We start from the raw sequence: 19,270 nt of genomic DNA, 5'->3' as shown, positions 1-19,270 counted from the left end.
CCGGGGCTAGAAGCGCCGGCATGCAGTCCCGCTGGCGCCGTCTCCTGCTTCCCACCCTGGCCTTGCTGCCGGTCCTGGCCATTCTGGCCGGCCTCGGCACCTGGCAGGTCCAGCGCCTGCGCTGGAAGACCGAGCTGCTGGCGACCATCGCCGCCGCTGAGGCCGGTCCCCCCCTTCCGCTCACCGAGCATCCCCAGGACTACACCAAGGTCTTCACCGAAGGCCGCTTCCGCCATGACCAGGCCGTGACCCTGGGCGTGGAGGTGCGTGGCCCGACGCTCGGCACGCATCTGCTGGTGCCGCTGGAGCGCGCGGGCGCGCCACCGCTGCTGGTGGACCGTGGCTGGGTGCCGCTGGAGCACGGCCCGCTTTCCCAGCCGGAGGGCACCGTGCGGGTCGAGGGCTATGTCCGCCCCGGCGAGGCCGCCAGCATGGTCAGCGCCACCGACGATCCCGCCACCCGCCGCTTCTACACGCTGGACCCCGCCGCCATCGGTGCCGCCATCGGCCAGCCTGGCCTCGCGCCCTTCGCGCTGGTGGCCATGGGACCGGCTGGCACTACCCTGCCGCAGCCAGCGCAGACCCTGCCGCGCCCCACCAACAGCCATCTCGGCTATGCCATCACCTGGTACGGGCTGGCGCTCTCGGCGCTGGGCGTCTTCATCGCCTTCGCCCGCGCCCGCCTGAAGGATTCCGCATGAACGCCGCCTACCACCGCCTGAAGGCCCGCTTCGCCCGCATCACGCTGCTGGGCGAAGCCCAGGCCATGCTGCACTGGGACGCCGCCGCCGTGATGCCGCCCGGCGGCGCCGAGGCGCGTGGCGAGCAGCTCGCGGCCCTCTCCGGCCTGTCGCATGAGCTGTTGACGGCGCCGCAGGTGGCCGAGGATCTGGCGGAAGCCCAGGCCGAGGGCGAGTGGGACAGCGCCAACCTCGACCTGATGCGGCAGACGCACCGTCGCGCCACGGCGCTGCCCACCGCGCTGGTGGAGGCCACCACCCGCGCCAATGCCGCCTGCGAGGCCCGCTGGCGTCATGCCCGCGCGCAATCCGACTTCGCCCTGGTTGCCCCGGCACTGAAGGAGGTGGTGCGCCTCCAGCGCGAGACCGCCGCCGCCCTGGCCGAGGCCACCCGCCTCTCACCCTACGACGCGCTGATGGAAGGCTACCAGCGCGGCATCGGCGCCAGCGATGTCGAGCCCATCTTCGCCGCCTACGAGCAGTTCCTGCGGGAAGCCCTGCCCCAGGCCGAGGCCCTCCAGGCCGAGGCCCTCCAGGCCAGCCGCCCGACGCCGCGCCCGCTGGCCGGGCCCTTCCCGGTGCCGCAGCAGCAGGCGCTCTGCCGTGCCATGGCCGAGCGTGTCGGGCTGGATTTCGACCATGCCCGGCTGGATGAAAGCACGCATCCCTTCTGCGGCGGCACGCCGGCCGATGTGCGCATCACCACTCGCTACAGTGCTGATTCCGTAGCCCAGGCGCTGTTCGGCGTCCTGCATGAAACCGGCCATGCCCTTTATGAGCGTGGCCTGCCCGCCGCTTTCGCGCGCCAGCCGGTGGGCGAGGCCGCCGGCATGGCCGCGCATGAATCCCAGAGCCTGATCATCGAGATGCAGGCCTGCCGGTCGGACGCCTTCCTGCGCTTCATCGGCCCGCAGCTTCAGGCCAGCTTCGGCGGCGCGGCGGAAGCCTATGACCCCGCCAATCTCGCGGCCCTCTGGCGCCGGGTAGAGCGCGGCTTCATCCGCGTCGATGCCGATGAGCTCACCTACCCAGCCCATGTCATCCTGCGCTTCCGGCTGGAGCGCGCGCTGATCGGCGGCGAGCTGGAGGTGGAGGGCATCCCCGCCGCCTGGAACGAGGGCTTCGCCCGCCTGCTGGGTCTGACGCCGCCGGACGACGCGCGCGGCTGCCTGCAGGACATCCACTGGTACGACGGCGCCTTCGGCTATTTCCCGTCCTATACCCTGGGCGCCATGGCCGCCGCCCAGCTCATGCGCGCGGCGCGCGAGGCGGAGCCAGGGCTGGACGCCGCCCTGGCGCAGGGCGACTTCACGCCGCTGCGCGACTGGCTGCGGCAGGCGGTGCATGGGCAGGGCTCGCGCCTGGGCTTCCAGGATCTGCTCCGCGCCGCCACCGGCAAGCCGCTGGACCCCTCGGATTTCACTAATCACCTACGCGGTCGTTACTTGAACGCCTGATGCTCTGGCCGGGGCCAAAGGGGGCGCTGTCCCCTCTGGACACCCCCGCCTGGGGTGACAGGGTCACCCCAGACCCCGTCATCAGCTTCATAACCGGCGGCTAAGGCCTCGGCCTCCTTGCCCTTGCGGAATCCTTAAAGGATGACACCGCGCCTTTTCGGCCAAATCTCAAAACCGGCAGCGGGGTCCGGGGGTGGACTTTCCACCCCGGCGGGAGTGTCCAGAGAGGGCGGAGCCCTCTTTGGCCCCGGCCGTTCAGGACGCGATCGGTGAAAGGCTCCGCTTCAGGCAGCGCAGTGCGAAGGCGCTGCGGGTATGGCGCACCCCTGGCAGCCGGTAGAGCTTCTCCCGCAGCAGAGCTTCGTAGCCGGCCGTGCCGCTGACAGCCGCCTTGATCAGGTAGTCGTAGTCGCCGGTGGTCAGGTGGCATTCCAGGATTTCGGGCGTGCTGTTCACCGCCTGCTCGAAGTGGGCCAGGGCAGCCTCGTCATGCTTTTCCATCATGACCTCGACGAAGACCGTGTCGGGCAGGCCCAGCTCCGCCTGGTCCAGCAGCGCCGCATAGCCCTTGATGACGCCTGATTGCTCCAGCCGCCGCACCCGCGTCCAGCAGGGGGAAGGGGAGAGGCCCACTTCCTCGGCCAGTTCGGCATTGGTCAGCCGGCCATTGCGCGCCAGCGCGCGCAGGATGCGATAATCGGTGGAATCCATGAATCGGGCCTACCCTATGGCGGAAGAACCTGCGCGATTTGGCCTGGATTGCGGCAGAGGAAACAGAATTTTTGCCATGATGCGGATGAACATGCCGTGCCCCTGGTGAGGCGCTGTCGGAGGCATGGATTTTCTTGACGCAGCCGTCACGATCAATCACACCAGCGAGAGGACGAAGGTATCGCGATGCGGCTGCATGGCCATCCCCGATCTTTGGCGACCTGGCGCGTACGGATCGCCCTGGCGTTGAAGAACCTTTTAGTTGAGATGGTCGAGCATGACACAGCGGCCAGGGATGTGACGCCGGCCAGCCTTCTGCAGATCAATCCGCAGGGGCAGGTGCCCGTGCTGGAAACCGACAGCGGCCAGCGGCTTACCCAGTCCCTCGCCATCATCGAATGGCTGGATGAGATGTGGCCGACCCCGCCACTGCTGCCGCCCGGCCCGGTGCTGCGGGCCCGGGTCAGGGCTTTCTCCCATGCCATCGCCACCGACCTGCATCCGCTGGTGACCGACCGCGCCCTGGGGCGGCTGCGGCGGCTGGAGATGACCGATGCTTCCCTGCGCGCCTGGACGCGCTGCGCCCTGGCCGAAGGGCTCGATGCCTGCGAGACGCTGCTCACCGGCGCCGAAGGGCCCTTCTGCTTCGGCAGCATCCCGGGCCTGGCCGATGTCTGCCTGGTGCCGCAGCTCGCCCTGGCCCGGCAATACGGCATGAACCTGACCTTTCCGCGCCTGCTGGCCGCCGAGGCTGCCTGCATGACGCTTCCGGCTTTCCATTCCACCTGCCCGCCTGAGCTTTGGAGCAAATCGTCATGAACAGCCGCGACCTTCGCTGGCGCCTGCCCGCGGCCTTCCTGCTGGCCCTGATGGCCCTGCCGCTGCCGGCCATGGCCCAGCTCCGCAGCATTACCGTGCCGGCCGATGCTTCCATGGTGGTGGCGCCGCGCGGGCAGGCGGCACCGCGCCTGGCGGCCCCGCCGGCCAGCAGCATCCCGCTGGAGGCTGCGGCGCCGGTGGTGCTGCCATCCGGCACCGGTCTGATGGGGGCGCCGCTGCTGGGTGCGCTGTTGCCGGCGGCGGCCGGTGCCCTGCTGGGCTCGGGCCTCGCCGGCAGCGGCGGGGGCGGTGGCAGCGGGCCGGTGCGCACGCGCTAGGCGCGGCGCCTTGGCCAGGGGAAGCGCCGCTCCCCCCGGCCGGGGCATCAGCCCCGCAGCGTCGCGCCGGTGGCCTTGGCGACGGCGGCGACGATCTTGGCGGCGACAGCTTCGATCTCCGCATCCGTCATGCTGGCCTCACGCGGCTGCAGCGTGACTTCCAGCGCCAGCGAGACCTTGCCCTCCGGCAGCTTCTCGCCCGCATAGCGGTCGAAGAGCGACACTTCGGTGATCAGGTTGCGCTCGGCGCCCCGGGCGGCCCGCACCAAGTTCTCCGCCGGCACGCCGGCATCCACCAGGAAGGCGAAGTCGCGCCGCAACGGCTGGAAGGCCGGCAGGTCGGGCAGGCCCTTTTTCTTGCGCTTGGGGTCCGGGATGGCGTCGAGGAAGACCTCGAAGCCTACCGCAGGCCCGGGCAGGTCCAGCTTGGCGCGCAGGCTTGGGTGGATTTCTCCGAACGTCGCCAGCACGATCTTCGGGCCCTGGCGCACCACGCCGGAACGGCCGGGGTGGTAGAAGCCTGGCGCGTCGGCGGTGACGGTCACCGCCGCCATCGGCACGCCCAGCGCCGCCAGCACGGCCAGGGCGTCGCCCTTGGCATCCATGGCATCCACGGCGCGGGCGGGCGCGGCCCAGTGGCGCGGCGTCTCGCCGGTGCGGACACCGGCGGCCACCGCCGCCTGCCCGGCGGGAGTGATGTCCCGGTAGGCCGCGCCGATTTCCGCCAGCGCCACATCCGGGTAGCCGCGCGCGGCATTGCGGCTGGCGGCCGTCAGCAGGCTGGCCAGGGGCGTCGGGCGCATCTGGTCCAGGTCGGCGGCGATGGGGTTTTCCAGGCGCAGCGCGGCCGGGGTTTCCCCAAAGAGCGCGGCCACCTTGCCGTCGATGAAGCCGAAGCTCACACAATCCAGCATGCCGCGCGCCGCCAGCACCCGGCGGGCCAGCACGCTGCGCGTCTGGCGCGGCGTCAGGCTGGGCAGCGGCACGGGCGAGGAGACGGGCAGCGAGACCGGCGGCACCGCATCCAGCCCGCGCAGGCGCAACACTTCCTCCAGCAGGTCGCATTCCGGCTCGATGGCCGCGCAGCCCTCGGCGGCCGCCTGGGCGCGCTCAGCCGGCAGTTCCGGGTTCTGCGCCAGGCCACCGTCGCGGGCGGCGATGTCGTTGCGCCAGGAGGGGACGTTCACCGTCACGCCCTGCGCGTCGCGGCTGGCCACCGTGAAGCCCAGCCGCTCCAGCCCTTCCACCGCCTCTTCTGGCGTGATGGGGGAGCCGCCGAGGCCCGCGATGCGCTCGAAGCGCAGATGGGCGGTGCGCTGCCAGGCCGGCTCGGCGCCGGCCGAGACGATCTCGGAAGCCTCGCCGCCGCAGAGCTCGATGATCATGGCCGTCGCTGCTTCCAGCGCGGCGGGCGGCAGCGCCTGGTCCACGCCGCGCTCGAAGCGGGAGCGGGCGTCGGAGCGCAGGTCATGCCGGCGGCCGGAGAGGGCAATGCGCACGGGGTCGAAAAGCGCGGCCTCGATGAAGACCTCGGTGGTGCCTTCGTCGGAGCCGGAATACTCGCCGCCCATGATGCCGGCCAGCGATTCCACCGCCTCCGCATCGGCGATCACCAGATCCTCCGGCGTGACGCGCACGTCCTTGCCGTTCAGGGCCAGGAAGCTCTCGCCCTCGCGGCCCCGGCGGATGGTGAGGGTGTCGCCCTTCACCTTCTTGGCGTCGAAGACATGCAGCGGGCGGCCGAGGTCATAGGTGAACCAGTTGGTCACATCGACCAGGGCATTGATCGGGCGCAGGCCGATGGCGGTCAGCTTGTCCTGCAGCCACTGGGGGGAGGGGCCGTTCTTCACGCCCCGCACCGCGCGGCCGAGCACCCAGGGGCAACCCTCCAGGTCTTCCACCGCCCAGTTCAGGGGTGAGGGATAGGCGGGCACCGCCGGCTGCGGCGCGAAGGGCTTCAGCGTGCCGAGGCCCGCCGCCGCCAGGTCCCGCGCCACGCCACGGATGGAGAGTGCATCGCCCCGGTTGGGGGTGACGCTGATCTCGACGATCGGGTCGTCCAGCCCGGCCCAGACGGCATAGGGCTGGCCCACCGGCGCATCCGCCGGCAGGTCGATGATACCGTCATGGTCCTCGCCGAGGCCCAGCTCGCGCGAGGAGCACATCATGCCCTCGCTCTTCACGCCGCGGATTTCTCCCACTTTCAGCGTGATGCCGGTGCCGGGCACGAAGGCGCCGGGCAGGCCCAGCACGGCCTTCATGCCGGTGCGCGCATTCGGCGCGCCGCAGACGACGGAGCGGATCACGCCATCGCCCACATCCACCTTGCAGGCGCGCAGGCGGTCGGCATTGGGGTGCTGCACCGCCTCGATGACATGGGCGATGCGGAAGGGCGCCAGCGCCGCCGCGCGGTCCTCCACGCCTTCCACTTCGAGCCCGATGGTGTTCAGGGTGTCGGTGATCTGCTGCAGGGTGGCATCCGTCTCCAGGTGCCGCTTCAGCCAGGACAGGGGAAACTTCATGGCGTCAGACCCCTTCCGCCAGGGTGGCAGGCGAGAGCGGGCTGGTGCCGTAATGCTTCAGCCAGCGCACGTCACTTTCGTAGAAAGGCCGCAGGTCGGGGATGCCGTGCTTCAGCATGGTGATCCGCTCGATGCCCATGCCAAAGGCAAAACCCTGCCATTCGCGCGGGTCGATGCCGCAATTGGCCAGCACCTTGGGGTGCACCATGCCGCTGCCCAGGATCTCCAGCCAGTCGCCGCCCTTGCCCAGCTCGCCGGTCTTCCGGTTCCAGCCGATATCCACTTCCATGGAGGGTTCGGTGAAGGGGAAGTAGGAGGAGCGGAAGCGCACCGGCAGGTCGCGAATATCGAAGAAGGCCCGCAGGAAGTCGATCAGGCAGCCCTTCAGGTGGCCAAGGGTGATGCCCTTGTCGATCACCAGCCCCTCGACCTGATGGAACATGGGCGAGTGCGTCGCGTCATGGTCGGCGCGATAAGTGCGGCCGGGCACGATGACGCGGATCGGCGGCGCCTGGTTGATCATGGTGCGGATCTGCACCGGGGAGGTATGGGTCCGCAGCACCGGGCGGCGGCCATCCGCGCCGGCGGGGACATAGAAGGTGTCGTGGTCCTGCCGCGCCGGGTGATGGTCGGGAATGTTCAGCGCGCCGAAATTGTACCAGTCGGCCTCGATATCCGGGCCTTCCGCCACGCCGAAGCCCATGGCGCCGAAGATGGCGGTCAGTTCCTCGATGGTGCGGGCGATGGGGTGGATGGCGCCGGCTTCCGGCCCGGCCGGCGGGAAGGGGCGGGCGGGCAGCGTCACGTCCATCCGCTCGGCGAGGAGACGCGCTTCCAGGGCGGCGGCGTCCAGCTCGATGCGCCGGGCCTCGATGGCCGCTTCCAACACCGCCTTCAACTGGTTCACGGCGGCGCCGCGCGCCTTGCGTTCCTCGGGCGGGAAGGTGCCGAGCGCCTTCAGCAGCGCGGTCAGCGCGCCGCTCTTGCCCAGCGTCGCCACCCGCACCGCGTCCAGCGCGCGGGGGTCGGTGGCGGCGGCAAGGGCCGCCTCGGTATCGGTCTGGAGTTTCGCGAGGTCGTCGGACATCTGCATCCCGCCTGAGCCCTGAAAACGAAAGAAGCCGCCGGACGCCTGGGTGACCCAGGCGGCGGCGGCTCCGTTTCTCGACACTCCCCCGGAAGGGAGTGGGGGAGATTACGCCTCGGCCGAAGCCGGCAGCGCCGCCTTGGCCTTCTCGACCAAGGCCGCAAAACCAGCGGCGTCATCGAAGGCGATGGTGGCCAGGACCTTGCGGTCGATCTCGATGTTCGCCGCCTTGATGCCGGCGATGAACTTCGAATAGGTCAGGCCCTGCTCGCGGCAAGCCGCGTTGATGCGCTGGATCCACAGACCGCGGAACTCGCGCTTCTTGTTGCGGCGGTCGCGGTAGGCGTACTGCAGCGCCTTCTCGACGCGCTCGAGCGCGGGGCGGTAGGCGGTGGAGGAACGGCCAACATAGCCCTTGGCGAGCTTGAGGACCTTCTTGTGACGGGCGTGGGCAGTTACGCCGCGCTTAACACGTGCCATAGGTCAGATCCTTCCTTACCGGGCCGAACCGTACGGCATCCACTGCTTCACCGTGTCGCCATCCTGCTTGTCCAGCACGAAGGCGCCGCGGTTCTGCCGCTTCATCTTGTTGGTCTTGGCGGTCAGCATGTGGCGCTTGTTGCCGGCGCCAGCCTTCACCAGGCCAGTGGCCGTCAGCCGGAAGCGCTTCTTCACGCTCGACTTCGTCTTCATCTTGGGCATTTCGGTCTCCTGAGTTCGGAAGCATCCGCCGTGAAGCGGACGCGGAACCACGGCCGGGCATGCCCTACAGGCCCGGACGCGCGGGGAAGAGGCGGGCCTATAGCCGCAAGGGCTGCACAAGGGCAAGGGAGAAGGGGAGGTCAGACCTCATGTGGCAAGTCGGCTGGGACAGGACCTCCGGTCCATGCCATGGCATGCTTCCGCCCACGCCATCGCTGCTCGCGGCCTTCCTGCTTTGGTTTAAACAGGAAGATGATCCTTTGCTGCCGTGCCAGTTCCGGCTTCAACTCCTGCTCAAAATCCAAAATTTGGCCACCAATGTACGAAGGGGTCCCTTTTGTCTCATGCAAGTAAAGCCAACCTCCACGTAGCGAATCTGCCTCTGCTGGCGTGAGGTCCCAGAAACCAGATCGGAACAGATGGTTTGCACGATCGACGACGACACCTTTGGCATCGCCAGAGGCTTCACGCTTGCAGATAAGATGGATCGCCTGTGTCACGGCTTATCCTTTGCCTAATGTGCCGCGCCATCGTGATGGTCACCCGCTGGCGCGGCAACCTGCATGGCAACATGTCCCGCCTCTTCATTTGTATCTGAATGCGCCGCATATGGGCGGGCATGATCCCGTTCCGGAAGATGCACGGCCTCGGCAATGACTTCGTGGTGGTGGACGACCGCCAGAAGACGCTGGGCGTCACCCCCGCCCGCGCCGCCGCCGCGGCCGACCGCCACCGCGGCATCGGCTGCGACCAGTTCATCGTGCTGGAACCTCCGGGGGAGGGCGCGGATGTCTTCATGCGCATCTACAACCCCGATGGCTCGGAGGCCGAGGCCTGTGGCAATGCCACCCGCTGCATCGCGCATCTGCTGATGGGGGAGACGGGGCGGGAGAGCGTGGTGGTCCGCACCGTGCGCGGCGACCTGCCCTGCCAGCGCCTGCCGGATGGCACCATCAGCGCCGACATGGGCCCGCCCAGCCTGGAATGGCAGGACGTGCCGCTGGCCAGCGCCATGGACACCACCCACCTGCCCATGACAGTGGGGGCGGTGACGGACCCCGCCGCCTGCTCCATGGGCAACCCGCATGTCACCTTCTTCGTGGGCGACCTGGACCGGCTGGACTGGCAGGCCCTGGGCCCCGAGGCCGAGCACCACCCGCTGCTGCCGGCCCGCGCCAATGTCGGCTTCGCCCAGGTGATCGACACCGACCATATCCGCCTGGCCATCTGGGAACGCGGCGCGGGGCCGACGCTGGCCTGCGGCTCCGGCGCCTGCGCCACGCTGGTCAATGCCCACCGGCGCGGCCTGACCGGGCGGCGCGCGCGCATCGACCTGCCCGGCGGCACGCTGACGCTGGAATGGCGGCTGGACGGGCATGTGCTGATGGCGGGCCCGGTGGCCACCGCCTTCACCGGCGAATTCGATTGGGATTCCTTCGCCGCATGAGCGTCGAGGTCCTGAGCTTCGGCTGCCGCCTCAATACCTATGAGAGCGAGGCGATGCGCGGCCTCGCCACCCGCGCCGGCCATGCCGGCACCGTGCTGGTGAATACCTGCGCCGTCACCGCTGAGGCCGAGAAGCAGGCCGCCCAGGCCATCCGCCGCATCGCGCGGGAGCGGCCCGGCGTGCCCATCGTGGTCACGGGCTGCGCGGCGCAGATCGCCCCCGCCCGCTGGGGCGCGCTGCCGGGCGTGGCGCGCGTCATCGGCAATGCCGACAAGCTGAAGCCCGAGGCCTGGGCGCCGGATGCCCCCGCAGCCCCGGTCTCCGACATCATGGCGGCGCGCGACGTGGCGGCGCATCCCGTGACGGAATTCACCGGCCGGGCGCGGGCACTGATCGAAGTGCAGCAGGGCTGCGACCACCGCTGCACCTTCTGCGTCATCCCCTTCGGGCGCGGTCCCTCCCGCTCGGCGCCCATGGGCGCGGTGGTGCAGCAGGTGCGGGCGGCGGTGGCGGCGGGCTACCAGGAAGTGGTGCTGACCGGCGTCGATATCGCCTCCTACGGCCCTGACCTGCCCGGCGCCCCAACCCTGGGGCAGATGATCCGCCGGCTGCTGGCCCTGGTGCCGGAACTGCCCCGGCTGCGCCTGTCCTCCATCGACCCCGCCGCCATCGATGACGACCTCTGGCGCCTGATCGGGGAGGAGCCGCGGCTGATGCCGCATCTGCACCTCTCCCTGCAGCATGGCGCGGACCTGATGCTGAAGCGCATGAAGCGCCGCCACAGCCGGGCCGATGCACTGGCCGTCGCGGCGCGTGCCCGCGCGTTGCGCCCCGGGCTCGCGCTGGGCGCGGACCTGATCGCCGGCTTTCCGACCGAGACCGAGGAGCAGTTCGCGGAGATGCTGGCGCTGGTGGAGGAGGCCGGGCTGCATTTCCTGCACGTCTTCCCTTATTCCGAACGGCCGGGCACGCCTGCCGCCCGCATGCCGCAACTGCCCGTCGCCCTGCGGCGGGACCGTGCCGCCCGGCTGCGCGCCGCCGGCGCCGCCGCCACCCAGAGATTCTTTGCCGCCCGGATGGGCCAGGAGGAAGCCGTGCTGCTGGAACGTCCCGATGCCGGCCATACCGAGCATTTCTGCTCGATCCGTCTTACCCATGGCAGCGGCCAGCGTGGCCGCGTGCTGCGTGCCCGCGTGACCGGCGCCGACGCGCGCGGCCTGCTGGCCGAGGCGGCCTGACGCCATGGCATTGCGTGATCTCTGGGCCAAGCTGACTGGCCGCCCGGTGGAAGAGGAGCCCAAGGCTCCCCCCGCCGAATCCCACCCCGCCGCCACTGCCCCGGCGCCGGAGGACACCCGCAGCCCGCCGCCGGAGCCCGAGGCCCCGCCGCCGCCGCCGCGCCCGGACCAGGCCCCCGCGCCGGCGGCCCCGCCCGAGACGCGTTCCGCCGCGCCGGGCGACCTGCCGGTGGTGCCGCCGGAGATGCCGCCGCGTGCGCCGCTGACGCCGCCCGCCGCCCCGGCCGAGATCGCGCCGCCAACCCCCACGCCGGTTCAGACCCCCGCGCCAGCCGAGCAGCCGGCGCCGGAGGGCCCGCCCTCCACCGTGCCGCCGGGCTGGCAGCCCAGCCCGGCCGAGGTGCCGCCCGCGCCCGCGCCGACCCCCGCCGCCCCGCCGGCCGAGGTGCCGCCGCAGCCCGTCGCGCCGCAGCCCGTCGCGCCGCATCCCGAGCTGCCGCCGGAGATTTCGCCGCCGCCCGCGCCGACGCCGCAACCCGGCCTGCCGCCCGAGCCCCGGCCGGAACCAACGCCGGAGCCGCCGGCCGCGCCCCCCGCCGCCTCCCTGGCGCCTGCCGCTTTCGAGCCGGAGCTGGTGGAACCGCTGCCGCCCGGCTTCATGGACGACTTTGCCGAGCCCGAGGCACCCGTCCCGGCCCCCACGCCGGCGGCCGAGGAAGCCCGCACCGGCTGGTTCGGCCGGCTGCGCACCGGCCTGTCCCGCTCCACCGCCCGGCTGACCGGGGGCCTGACCGGCCTCTTCGTGAAGCGCCGGCTGGATGAGGAAGCGCTGGAGGAGCTGGAGGAGGCGCTGATCACCGCCGATCTCGGCGTATCGGCCTCCCAGCGCATCGTGGAGCGCTTCCGCAGCACCCGCTTCGGCAAGGAAGTGACCGACGAGGAGGTGAAGGAGGCGCTGGCCGAGGAGGTCGCCGCCATCCTGGCCCCGGTGGCCAAGCCGCTGGAACTGGATGCCGGCCTGCGCCCGCATGTGGTGCTGGTGGTGGGCGTCAATGGCACCGGCAAGACCACCACCATCGCTAAGCTGGGCCAGCAGTGGCGGGAAGCGGGCAAGAGCGTCACCTTTGTCGCTGGCGACACCTTCCGCGCCGCGGCGGTGGAGCAGTTGCAGATCTGGGGCAGCCGCACCGGCTGCGACGTGGTGGCGCCGGCCAAGCAGGGCGCCGACGCGGCGGGCCTGGCCTTCGACGCGCTGACGGAGGCGCGGCGGAAGGGCACGGAGGTGCTGCTGGTCGATACCGCCGGCCGCCTGCACAACAAGACCGCGCTGATGGAGGAGCTGCGCAAGGTGGTGCGCGTGATGCAGCGCGTGGACCCCACCGCGCCGCATTCCGTGCTGCTGGTGCTGGACGCCACCACCGGCCAGAACGCCACGCAGCAATGCAAGGTCTTCTCCGAGATGGTGAATGTCACCGGCCTCGTGGTCACCAAGCTCGACGGCTCGGCCAAGGGCGGCGTGGTGGTGGCGCTGGCGCAGGAATTCGGCCTGCCGGTGCATGCCGTGGGCGTGGGCGAGAAGGCGGCGGATCTGCGCCCCTTCTCGGCGCGGGACTTCTCGCGGTCGCTGCTGGGGCTGAGCTAAGCCCGGCGCGCCCTCAAGGCTGCTGAGGCTTGGCTGATTCGGCTTGGCGCGGTGCAGCCTTCCGGCCTGTCGCGGGTTCTTTCCGCTGTGACACACCTGAGGCACCCGCAACCCAGCCCCCGCGCCGCTGGCGCCCTGCCGCGCTTGGATCGCCTGCCACCTGTGCCTAAATCTGAGGCAGGGGCCGGCATCTCGCGCGGCACCACAGCCGCAGAGGAGGTATCGGAGCAGGCCATGGCCGCTGAGCCCGACGAGAGCATAGACAGGGTCCGCAAGCCGCAGGCGCCGAAGGGCAGCAGCCCCGGCGGCGGCATGCTGACCCTGGCATCTTACAACGTGCACAAATGCGTCGGCGTGGACCGGCGCTTCGATCCGCACCGCGTGGCGCATGTGATCGCCGAGATGAACCCCGACATCATCGCGGTGCAGGAAGCGGACAAGCGCTTCGGCCGCCGCGTCGGGCTGCTGGACACCGGCACGCTGCGCGAGCACGGCCTGCAGCTGCTGCCGATCTCCCGCCTGCCGGATGGCCATGGCTGGCACGGCAATGCGCTGCTGGTGCGGCAGGGCTCGCTGGCGCATGTGCAATGCATGGCGCTGCCGGGCGCCGAGCCGCGTGGCGCCGTGCTGGCGGAACTGGACCTGCCGGGCGGCCGCCTGCGCGTGGTGGCGGCCCATTTCGGCCTGCTGCGCCGCTGCCGCATGCGCCAGGGCGCCGCCATCCTGGAAGCCATTTCCCGCCGCGACGAGATGCCCACGATCATGATGGGCGACCTGAACGAATGGCGCCCCGGCCGCCGCTCCTCCCTGCGGCTGCTGGAACCGCTCTTCGGCTCGCTGGCCTTCGGCCCGGCCTCCTTTCCGTCCCGCCTGCCGGTGCTGGCGCTGGACCGTATCCTGGGCTGGCCGCGCGGCGTGGTGCGGGACGTGCAGGCGCATGACACGCCGCTGGCGCGCCTCGCCTCCGACCACCTGCCGCTGCGGGCGCGGCTGGACCTCTCGGTCGCCGCCGCCGCGCAGCCCGACGCGCCGCCCGAAGCCGTCGCCGCATGAGCATCGCGCTGGACCCCCCGATCGCTGTCGCGCCTGTGCAGGCCGGCGCCGCGCCAGGGGATTCGGCGCTGGACCGGCTGGTGGCCAAGGCGCTTGCCGCCGCCGGGAACGGGCAGGGTGCGCGCACCGGCATTGCTCTGGTGCCGCTGGGGCTGGAGGCCTTCATGGTCCGCGCCAGCCTGGCCCGCGCCGCTGGCCGCACGCTGGACCTGCAGTATTACACCTGGATGGAGGACACCACCGGCCGCCTGATGGCGCGGGAAGCCCTGCATGCCGCCGACCGCGGCGTGCGGGTGCGCCTGCTGCTGGATGACAGCTATGCCCTCTCCGGCGAGGCGCTGCTGGCGACGCTGGCCGCGCATCCACGCGTCGAGGTGCGGCTGTTCAACACCCGCCGCTTCCGCTTCCTGGGGCAGGTCGGGCTGGCACTGGAATTCGCCCTCGGCGGCTGGCACCTGAACCACCGCATGCACAACAAGTGCTGGGTGGCGGATGGCAAGGTGGCCGTGGTCGGCGGCCGCAACATCTCCGACAACTATTTCGATGCCGCCGGCGACTTCAATTTCCGCGACCTGGACGTGATCATCGCCGGCGAGGCCGCCGCCCAGGCCCAGGCGGTTTTCGACAGCTATTGGTCCTCCTCCCTGGCCTTGCCGGTGGAGCATTTCCGCGCCGGCCGCGACCTCAGCCCGGAGGCGTTGGAAACCGTGCGCGCCCGGCTGGAGGATACCCCGCGCGAGGATCAGGCCCGCCCCTACCTGCAGGAACTGGCCAAGTCCCGTGCCTCCTTCTCGCATGTCGAGTTGCTGGCGGCGGATGATGCGGTGCGCGTGCTGGCGGACCCGCCGGCCAAGGCCAAGGGACGCGGCGTCACCGGCTGCATGGCCCCGGCGGTGGGCGAGGCGCTGATGTCGGCACAGCGGGAAGCGCTGGTCGTTTCCCCTTACTTCGTGCCCGGCGAAGGCGGCATGGCGATGTTCGAGGCGCTGGTGAAGCGCGGCGTGAAGGTGACGGTGGTCACCAATTCGCTCGCCGCCACCGATGTTGTGGCGGTGCATGCCGGCTATGCCCGCTACCGCCCGCGGCTGCTGGAACTGGGTGTCACGCTGTTTGAGCTGAAGCGCACCACCAAGCGCAATGGCGGCGTCTTCGGCTCCAAGGGCGCCAGCCTGCATACCAAGGCACTGGCGATCGACGGCGAGATGGTCTTCGTCGGCTCCTTCAACCTCGACCCGCGCTCGGCCCGACTGAACACCGAGATGGGCGCCTTCGTCCACCACTCCGAACTGGCGCGGCAGGTGCATGACGAGCACCGCCGCCTGACCGAACCTGACCGCTCCTACCGCGTCTGGGTCCAGGGCCGGAAGATGCTCTGGACCGACGACGAATCCACCAGCCCGCATGAGCCCGAGGCACCGCTGGCCCGCCGCATGCTGGCCCGTGCGGTGGAATGGCTGCCGGTGGAAGCGCAGCTTTAAGTCCCGCGCTTGCCAGGCCGCCGCGCCTGTGCCTGAGTTTCCGCCGCTGGCGGAGGAATGGCGGTGGCGCAGAAGGTCATTGGCTTGCTGGGCGGCATGAGTTGGGAAAGCTCGGCCGAGTACTACCGCATCATCAATGAGCAGGTGCGTGACCGGCTGGGCGGGCTGCATTCCGCCCGCTGCCTGATGTGGTCCTTCGACTTCGCCGGGATCGAGGCGCTGCAACATGCCGGCCGCTGGGCCGAGGCCACGGCGGAGATGATCGCCGCGGCACAGCGCCTGGAACGCGGCGGGGCGGATTTCGTGGTGATCTGCACCAACACCATGCACCGCATGGCGGCGGAGGTGCAGGCGGCCATCGGCATCCCGCTGCTGCATATCGCTGACCCCACGGCCGAGCGTATCCGTGCCGCCGGCCTGCGCCGCGTCGGCCTGCTGGGCACCGCCTTCACCATGGAGCAGGATTTCTACAAGGGCCGCCTGGTGGAGCGGCACGGGCTGGAGGTGCTGGTGCCGGAGCCGGAGGACCGCGCCCTGGTCCACCGCGTCATCTATGAGGAACTGGTGCAGGGACGGGCCGAGCCGGCCTCCCGCGAGGCCTATCGCGCCGTGATCGCGCGGCTGGTGGAACGCGGGGCGGAGGCGGTGATCCTGGGCTGCACCGAGATCATGCTGCTGGTGCGGCCCGAGGACAGCGCCGTGCCGCTCTTCGACACCACCGCCCTGCATGCCGAGGCTGCCGTGGAGCGTGCCATCTCCGGCGCCTGACATGGAAGCCTGCGTCGGCTTGCGCCCTTCCAGGGGGCGTTCTATCGCGGCTGGCAGCCCTTCGGCGGGCGGCAACACGGATATGGGATTGTCCACATGAACCGGCGCGCTTTCCTGGCCGCGGCTTCCGCCGCCTCCGTCTTCAGCTATGACGCGCTGAGCCGCGCCTTCGCCGAGACGCCGAAGACCATCCTCGTCGTCGCGCAGCAGCTGGACAACGTGACCAGCCTGGACCCGCAGGAAAGCTTCGAGACGGTGGCGGCCGAGATCGCCGCCAACATGTACCAGAAGCTGCTGCGCCCGAACCCGGACAAGCCCGATGTGCTGGAAGGCGACCTGGCGGAATCCTGGACCGTTTCGGACGACGGCAAGCTGATCACCTTCAGGCTGAAGCGCGATGCCGTCTTCGCCAGTGGCAATCCCGTGACGGCGGAGGATGCCGCCTTCTCGCTGCAACGCGCGGTGAAGCTGAACAAGGCACCGGCCTTCATCATCAACCAATTCGGCTTCACCAGGGACAATGTGGAAGAGCGCATCCGCGCGGCGGATGCCCATACGCTGACGGTGGCGCTGGACGGCAAGGCCTCGCCGGGCTTCGTGCTCTATTGCCTCTCCGCCAATGTCGGCAGCATCGTCGACAAGAAGGCGGTGCTGGAGCACGCCAGCGGAGACGACCTTGGCAACACCTGGCTGAAGCAGAATTCCGCCGGCTCCGGCTCCTGGCTGCTGCGGTCCTGGAAGGCCAGCGAGAGCGCCATCCTGGAAGCCAGCCCCGCTCAGGCCAAGCGCGGCCCGATCCGCCGCGTCATGCTGCGCCACATCACCGATCCTTCCGCCCAGTTGCTGCTGCTGCGCAATGGCGATGTGGATATCGCGCGCAATCTGACAACCGAGCAGCTTCGCAACCTGCAGAACGATGCCGGCTTCACGCTGATCCGCAAGGCGGCGACGACGCAGATGCTGATCCAGCTCAATACCGTGCATCCCGCCCTGGCCAAGCCGCAGGTGCGGCAGGCGATCAAATGGGCGATCGACTATCAGGCGATCCAGCAGAACATCGCCTCGCTGACGCATACGGTGCAGCAGAGCTTCCTGCCGGTCGGCCTGCCCGCGGCGGTGGCGGACAAGCCCTTCCAGAAGGATGTGGCCAAGGCCAAGGCATTGCTGGCCGAGGCCGGCCTGCCGGATGGCTTCGAGCTGGTGATGGACCACTACTCGGCGCAGCCCTACCCGGATATTGCCCAGGCCTTGCAGGCGGATTTCGCCGCCATCGGCATCAGGCTGCGGCTGATGCCGGGCGAGAACCGGCAGGTGCTGACCAAGACCCGTGCCCGCCAGCACGAGGCTGCGCTGACCTCCTGGGGCGTCGACTACTTCGACCCCAACAGCAATGCCGAGGCCTTCTGCGTCAACACCGACAACAGCCCCGATGCCCGCAACCGCACCCTGGCCTGGCGCAATTCCTGGCAGGACGCGGACCTGACCGCCCGCGCCCAGGCCGCCTTGCAGGAGGCCGATACCGCCAAGCGCCTGGCGATGTACGAGGCGATGCAGCGGGACAGCATGGAGCGCGCGCCCTTCGTCTTCATGCTGCAGGCTGTGAACACCGCCGCTTGCCGCGAGGACGTGACGGGGGTGCGGCTCGGCACGCTGGCCGATGCCAATTCCTACGACTTCGTCCGCAAGGGCTGAGGCGGTGGCACCCACCGGCAAGCCTGATTGGGCCGCTGCCGAAGCCCGGGCCGCCGAACTGGTCGCGCCCTGGGCGGCGGAGGAGGGGGCGCCGGGCGGCGCCATCCTCGCCTTCGATACCCACAGCATCCCCGTGGCGGTGGCGGCGGGGCTGGAGAGCCTTTCCACCGGCGCCGCCTTCAGCGCCGACAGCGTGGTGCGCTACGCCTCCGTCACCAAGCATGTGCTGGCCGCCATGCAGCGCCGCCACCGCGACCGCGTGGCGCTGGGCCATCCGCTGGGCCGCCACCTGCCGGAATTGCGCGGCCCCATGGCCGAGGTTTCCGTCGGCCGCGCCCTGGACATGACCGGCGGGTTGCCGGATGTACGGGAGACGCTGAGCCTGCTGGGCCTTTCCGTCCACACCGCCACGGATGCGGCGCCGCTGCTGGACTTCATCGCCAGCCTGGGCGCGCTGAACTTCCCGGCGGGGCGGGAGATTTCCTATTCCAATACCGGCTACCGGCTGGTGGAAACCGCGCTGGCGCGCCAGGGCATCGTCTTCGACGACTGGGTGCAAGCCGAGATCGGCGCCCCCCTCGGCATCGCATGGCGGGCACCGGAGACCTGGTTCGACCCTATCCCCGGCCTTGTCCCCGGCTACTGGAAAGGCGCCATGGGCTGGCAGCTTGGCAATGCCGGCCTGCATCTCTCGGCTTCCGGCAGCCTGACCGGCAGCGGACGGGCGCTGGCCATCTGGGGCCAGGCGGTGCTGGCCAACCGTGGCCCCGCCGCTGGGCTGCTGGCCGAGCAGGCCGCGCCGCGCCACCTGCTGGATGGCCGCGCCACCGCCTATGGCCTGGGCCTGGCCCACGGACGGCTGGGGCCTGTGGCGCTGGTGGGCCATGGCGGGTCGCACGCCGGCTACAAGACCTACCTGCTGCTGGCGCCGGAGCCCGGCCTCGGCATCGTCGTGGTCTCCAACCGCGAGGATACCGGCGCCTATGGCCTCGCGCTGCGCACCATGGCCGCCCTGCTGGGCCAGGAGATGCCGCCCCCGGCCAGCCTGCCCGAAGGTCTGTATGCCGAGCCCGGCACCGGCCATTGGCTGGAGGTTACCGGCAATACCGCCAGCTTCCTCGGCGCCAGCGAGGTGCTCTACCAGGGCGATGCCGGCTGGGCCGTTTCCCTTTCCGCCCACAACCCCATGCGCCTGCGCGCCGAGGGCAGCGGCATCGAGGGCGAAATCGGTCATGTCGCCCGCCACTTCCGCCCCGTGGCGGCCGAGGCTGTGCCGGCGGCGGCGCAAGGCCCCTGGCGCTGCCCCGCCTATCATGCCGGTTTCGACATCGAGGGCGAGACGCTCGCCACCGGCATCGGCCCCGCCCGCATGACGGCCCGGCTGCGCCCGCTGGGTGAGGGGCGCCTGCTGGCGACCCTGCCGGATGGCCCCTGGAACAAGCAGTTCAGCCTGAGCTTTAAGGGGGACGAGGTGGCGCTGGTCAGCCATCGCAGCCGGGTGCTGCGCTTCCGGCGGGGGTGAAACAGGCCGGGGAAGGAATTCCCCCGGACCCCCATCTTCTTTTCTTCGAGTCTG

The 19,270-nt window shown here is 70.5% G+C and carries 18 protein-coding genes; 12 read left to right on the top strand and 6 right to left on the bottom strand.

Annotation, left to right across the window (positions count from 1 at the left end):
* Positions 1-20 precede the first annotated feature (20 nt).
* Positions 21-701, top strand: coding sequence for an SURF1 family protein (locus tag EBE87_RS05290; protein WP_120640287.1), 681 nt, complete (start codon positions 21-23; stop codon positions 699-701).
* Positions 698-2,197, top strand: a complete 1,500-nt coding sequence (locus EBE87_RS05285; RefSeq protein WP_120640286.1) for a carboxypeptidase M32 — start codon at positions 698-700, stop codon at positions 2,195-2,197. Before EBE87_RS05290 ends, EBE87_RS05285 begins: the two co-directional genes overlap by 4 nt.
* 255 nt (positions 2,198-2,452) lie before the next feature.
* On the opposite strand, the gene EBE87_RS05280 is transcribed toward EBE87_RS05285, so the two are convergent.
* Entirely contained in the window at positions 2,453-2,908 is a 456-nt protein-coding gene (locus EBE87_RS05280; protein ID WP_120640285.1) for an Lrp/AsnC family transcriptional regulator, read from the bottom strand.
* A 186-nt stretch (positions 2,909-3,094) separates the two neighbouring features.
* On the opposite strand from EBE87_RS05280, the gene maiA reads away from it, so the two are divergent.
* Both maiA and EBE87_RS05270 read left to right on the top strand, forming a co-directional pair.
* Entirely contained in the window at positions 3,095-3,727 is a 633-nt protein-coding gene (gene maiA, locus EBE87_RS05275) for a maleylacetoacetate isomerase (RefSeq protein WP_120640284.1), read from the top strand.
* The gene (locus EBE87_RS05270; RefSeq protein WP_122139915.1) at positions 3,724-4,065 is read left to right on the top strand and encodes a hypothetical protein; all 342 of its coding nucleotides are present in this window, start codon (positions 3,724-3,726) and stop codon (positions 4,063-4,065) included. Before maiA ends, EBE87_RS05270 begins: the two co-directional genes overlap by 4 nt.
* 47 nt (positions 4,066-4,112) lie before the next feature.
* Here EBE87_RS05270 and pheT read toward each other — a convergent pair whose 3' ends face one another.
* The 5 genes from pheT to EBE87_RS28600 all read right to left on the bottom strand — a co-directional run bounded on the left by pheT (position 4,113) and on the right by EBE87_RS28600 (position 8,876).
* Complete coding sequence (pheT, locus tag EBE87_RS05265) at positions 4,113-6,587, bottom strand: phenylalanine--tRNA ligase subunit beta (RefSeq protein ID WP_120640719.1); 2,475 nt, start codon at positions 6,585-6,587, stop codon at positions 4,113-4,115.
* Positions 6,588-6,591: 4 nt separating this feature from the next.
* Positions 6,592-7,674, bottom strand: coding sequence for a phenylalanine--tRNA ligase subunit alpha (pheS, locus tag EBE87_RS05260; protein WP_120640718.1), 1,083 nt, complete (start codon positions 7,672-7,674; stop codon positions 6,592-6,594).
* Between the two features lie 108 nt (positions 7,675-7,782).
* Positions 7,783-8,154, bottom strand: coding sequence for a 50S ribosomal protein L20 (rplT, locus tag EBE87_RS05255; RefSeq protein WP_120640717.1), 372 nt, complete (start codon positions 8,152-8,154; stop codon positions 7,783-7,785).
* A gap of 15 nt (positions 8,155-8,169) precedes the next feature.
* Positions 8,170-8,376, bottom strand: coding sequence for a 50S ribosomal protein L35 (gene rpmI, locus EBE87_RS05250; RefSeq protein ID WP_120640716.1), 207 nt, complete (start codon positions 8,374-8,376; stop codon positions 8,170-8,172).
* A gap of 140 nt (positions 8,377-8,516) precedes the next feature.
* Positions 8,517-8,876: a hypothetical protein gene (locus EBE87_RS28600; protein ID WP_147426211.1), complete on the bottom strand. Its 360-nt coding sequence runs from the start codon at positions 8,874-8,876 to the stop codon at positions 8,517-8,519.
* A gap of 119 nt (positions 8,877-8,995) precedes the next feature.
* On the opposite strand from EBE87_RS28600, the gene dapF reads away from it, so the two are divergent.
* From dapF to EBE87_RS05205, 8 genes are all read left to right on the top strand, one after another.
* Positions 8,996-9,823 (top strand): diaminopimelate epimerase, encoded by an 828-nt coding sequence (gene dapF / locus EBE87_RS05245; RefSeq protein ID WP_120640720.1) that lies wholly within the window; start codon positions 8,996-8,998, stop codon positions 9,821-9,823.
* Entirely contained in the window at positions 9,820-11,061 is a 1,242-nt protein-coding gene (gene mtaB / locus EBE87_RS05240; protein ID WP_120640715.1) for a tRNA (N(6)-L-threonylcarbamoyladenosine(37)-C(2))-methylthiotransferase MtaB, read from the top strand. The genes dapF and mtaB overlap by 4 nt, the downstream gene beginning before the upstream one ends.
* 658 nt (positions 11,062-11,719) lie before the next feature.
* Positions 11,720-12,703, top strand: a complete 984-nt coding sequence (gene ftsY / locus EBE87_RS30740) for a signal recognition particle-docking protein FtsY (RefSeq protein WP_120639732.1) — start codon at positions 11,720-11,722, stop codon at positions 12,701-12,703.
* Positions 12,704-12,937: 234 nt separating this feature from the next.
* Complete coding sequence (locus EBE87_RS05225) at positions 12,938-13,756, top strand: endonuclease/exonuclease/phosphatase family protein (RefSeq protein WP_120639731.1); 819 nt, start codon at positions 12,938-12,940, stop codon at positions 13,754-13,756.
* A complete protein-coding gene (locus EBE87_RS05220) occupies positions 13,753-15,234 on the top strand; it encodes a phospholipase D family protein (protein WP_120639730.1) in 1,482 nt (493 codons plus the stop codon). The genes EBE87_RS05225 and EBE87_RS05220 overlap by 4 nt, the downstream gene beginning before the upstream one ends.
* A gap of 63 nt (positions 15,235-15,297) precedes the next feature.
* Positions 15,298-16,002, top strand: coding sequence for an aspartate/glutamate racemase family protein (locus EBE87_RS05215; protein WP_367604521.1), 705 nt, complete (start codon positions 15,298-15,300; stop codon positions 16,000-16,002).
* Between the two features lie 96 nt (positions 16,003-16,098).
* Entirely contained in the window at positions 16,099-17,694 is a 1,596-nt protein-coding gene (locus EBE87_RS05210) for an ABC transporter substrate-binding protein (RefSeq protein WP_120639728.1), read from the top strand.
* 4 nt (positions 17,695-17,698) lie between these two features.
* A complete protein-coding gene (locus EBE87_RS05205) occupies positions 17,699-19,216 on the top strand; it encodes a serine hydrolase domain-containing protein (RefSeq protein WP_233553340.1) in 1,518 nt (505 codons plus the stop codon).
* Positions 19,217-19,270 lie beyond the last annotated feature (54 nt).

Origin of the sequence: Teichococcus wenyumeiae (assembly GCF_003696345.1) — a bacterium.
Taxonomy (GTDB): domain Bacteria; phylum Pseudomonadota; class Alphaproteobacteria; order Acetobacterales; family Acetobacteraceae; genus Pseudoroseomonas; species Pseudoroseomonas wenyumeiae.
Note: the sequence above shows the minus strand (reverse complement) of the source record. Positions and strands in the feature narration are given on the sequence as shown.

Bases quoted from the DNA above. Each gene is read 5' to 3' on its own strand.
- EBE87_RS05290 (WP_120640287.1), top strand. From the start codon at position 21: ATGCAGTCCCGCTGGCGCCGTCTCCTGCTTCCCACCCTGGCCTTGCTG.
- EBE87_RS05285 (WP_120640286.1), top strand. From the start codon at position 698: ATGAACGCCGCCTACCACCGCCTGAAGGCCCGCTTCGCCCGCATCACG.
- EBE87_RS05280 (WP_120640285.1), bottom strand. From the start codon at position 2,908: ATGGATTCCACCGATTATCGCATCCTGCGCGCGCTGGCGCGCAATGGC.
- maiA (WP_120640284.1), top strand. From the start codon at position 3,095: ATGCGGCTGCATGGCCATCCCCGATCTTTGGCGACCTGGCGCGTACGG.
- EBE87_RS05270 (WP_122139915.1), top strand. From the start codon at position 3,724: ATGAACAGCCGCGACCTTCGCTGGCGCCTGCCCGCGGCCTTCCTGCTG.
- pheT (WP_120640719.1), bottom strand. From the start codon at position 6,587: ATGAAGTTTCCCCTGTCCTGGCTGAAGCGGCACCTGGAGACGGATGCC.
- pheS (WP_120640718.1), bottom strand. From the start codon at position 7,674: ATGTCCGACGACCTCGCGAAACTCCAGACCGATACCGAGGCGGCCCTT.
- rplT (WP_120640717.1), bottom strand. From the start codon at position 8,154: ATGGCACGTGTTAAGCGCGGCGTAACTGCCCACGCCCGTCACAAGAAG.
- rpmI (WP_120640716.1), bottom strand. From the start codon at position 8,376: ATGCCCAAGATGAAGACGAAGTCGAGCGTGAAGAAGCGCTTCCGGCTG.
- dapF (WP_120640720.1), top strand. From the start codon at position 8,996: ATGATCCCGTTCCGGAAGATGCACGGCCTCGGCAATGACTTCGTGGTG.
- mtaB (WP_120640715.1), top strand. From the start codon at position 9,820: ATGAGCGTCGAGGTCCTGAGCTTCGGCTGCCGCCTCAATACCTATGAG.
- ftsY (WP_120639732.1), top strand. From the start codon at position 11,720: ATGGACGACTTTGCCGAGCCCGAGGCACCCGTCCCGGCCCCCACGCCG.
- EBE87_RS05225 (WP_120639731.1), top strand. From the start codon at position 12,938: ATGGCCGCTGAGCCCGACGAGAGCATAGACAGGGTCCGCAAGCCGCAG.
- EBE87_RS05220 (WP_120639730.1), top strand. From the start codon at position 13,753: ATGAGCATCGCGCTGGACCCCCCGATCGCTGTCGCGCCTGTGCAGGCC.
- EBE87_RS05210 (WP_120639728.1), top strand. From the start codon at position 16,099: ATGAACCGGCGCGCTTTCCTGGCCGCGGCTTCCGCCGCCTCCGTCTTC.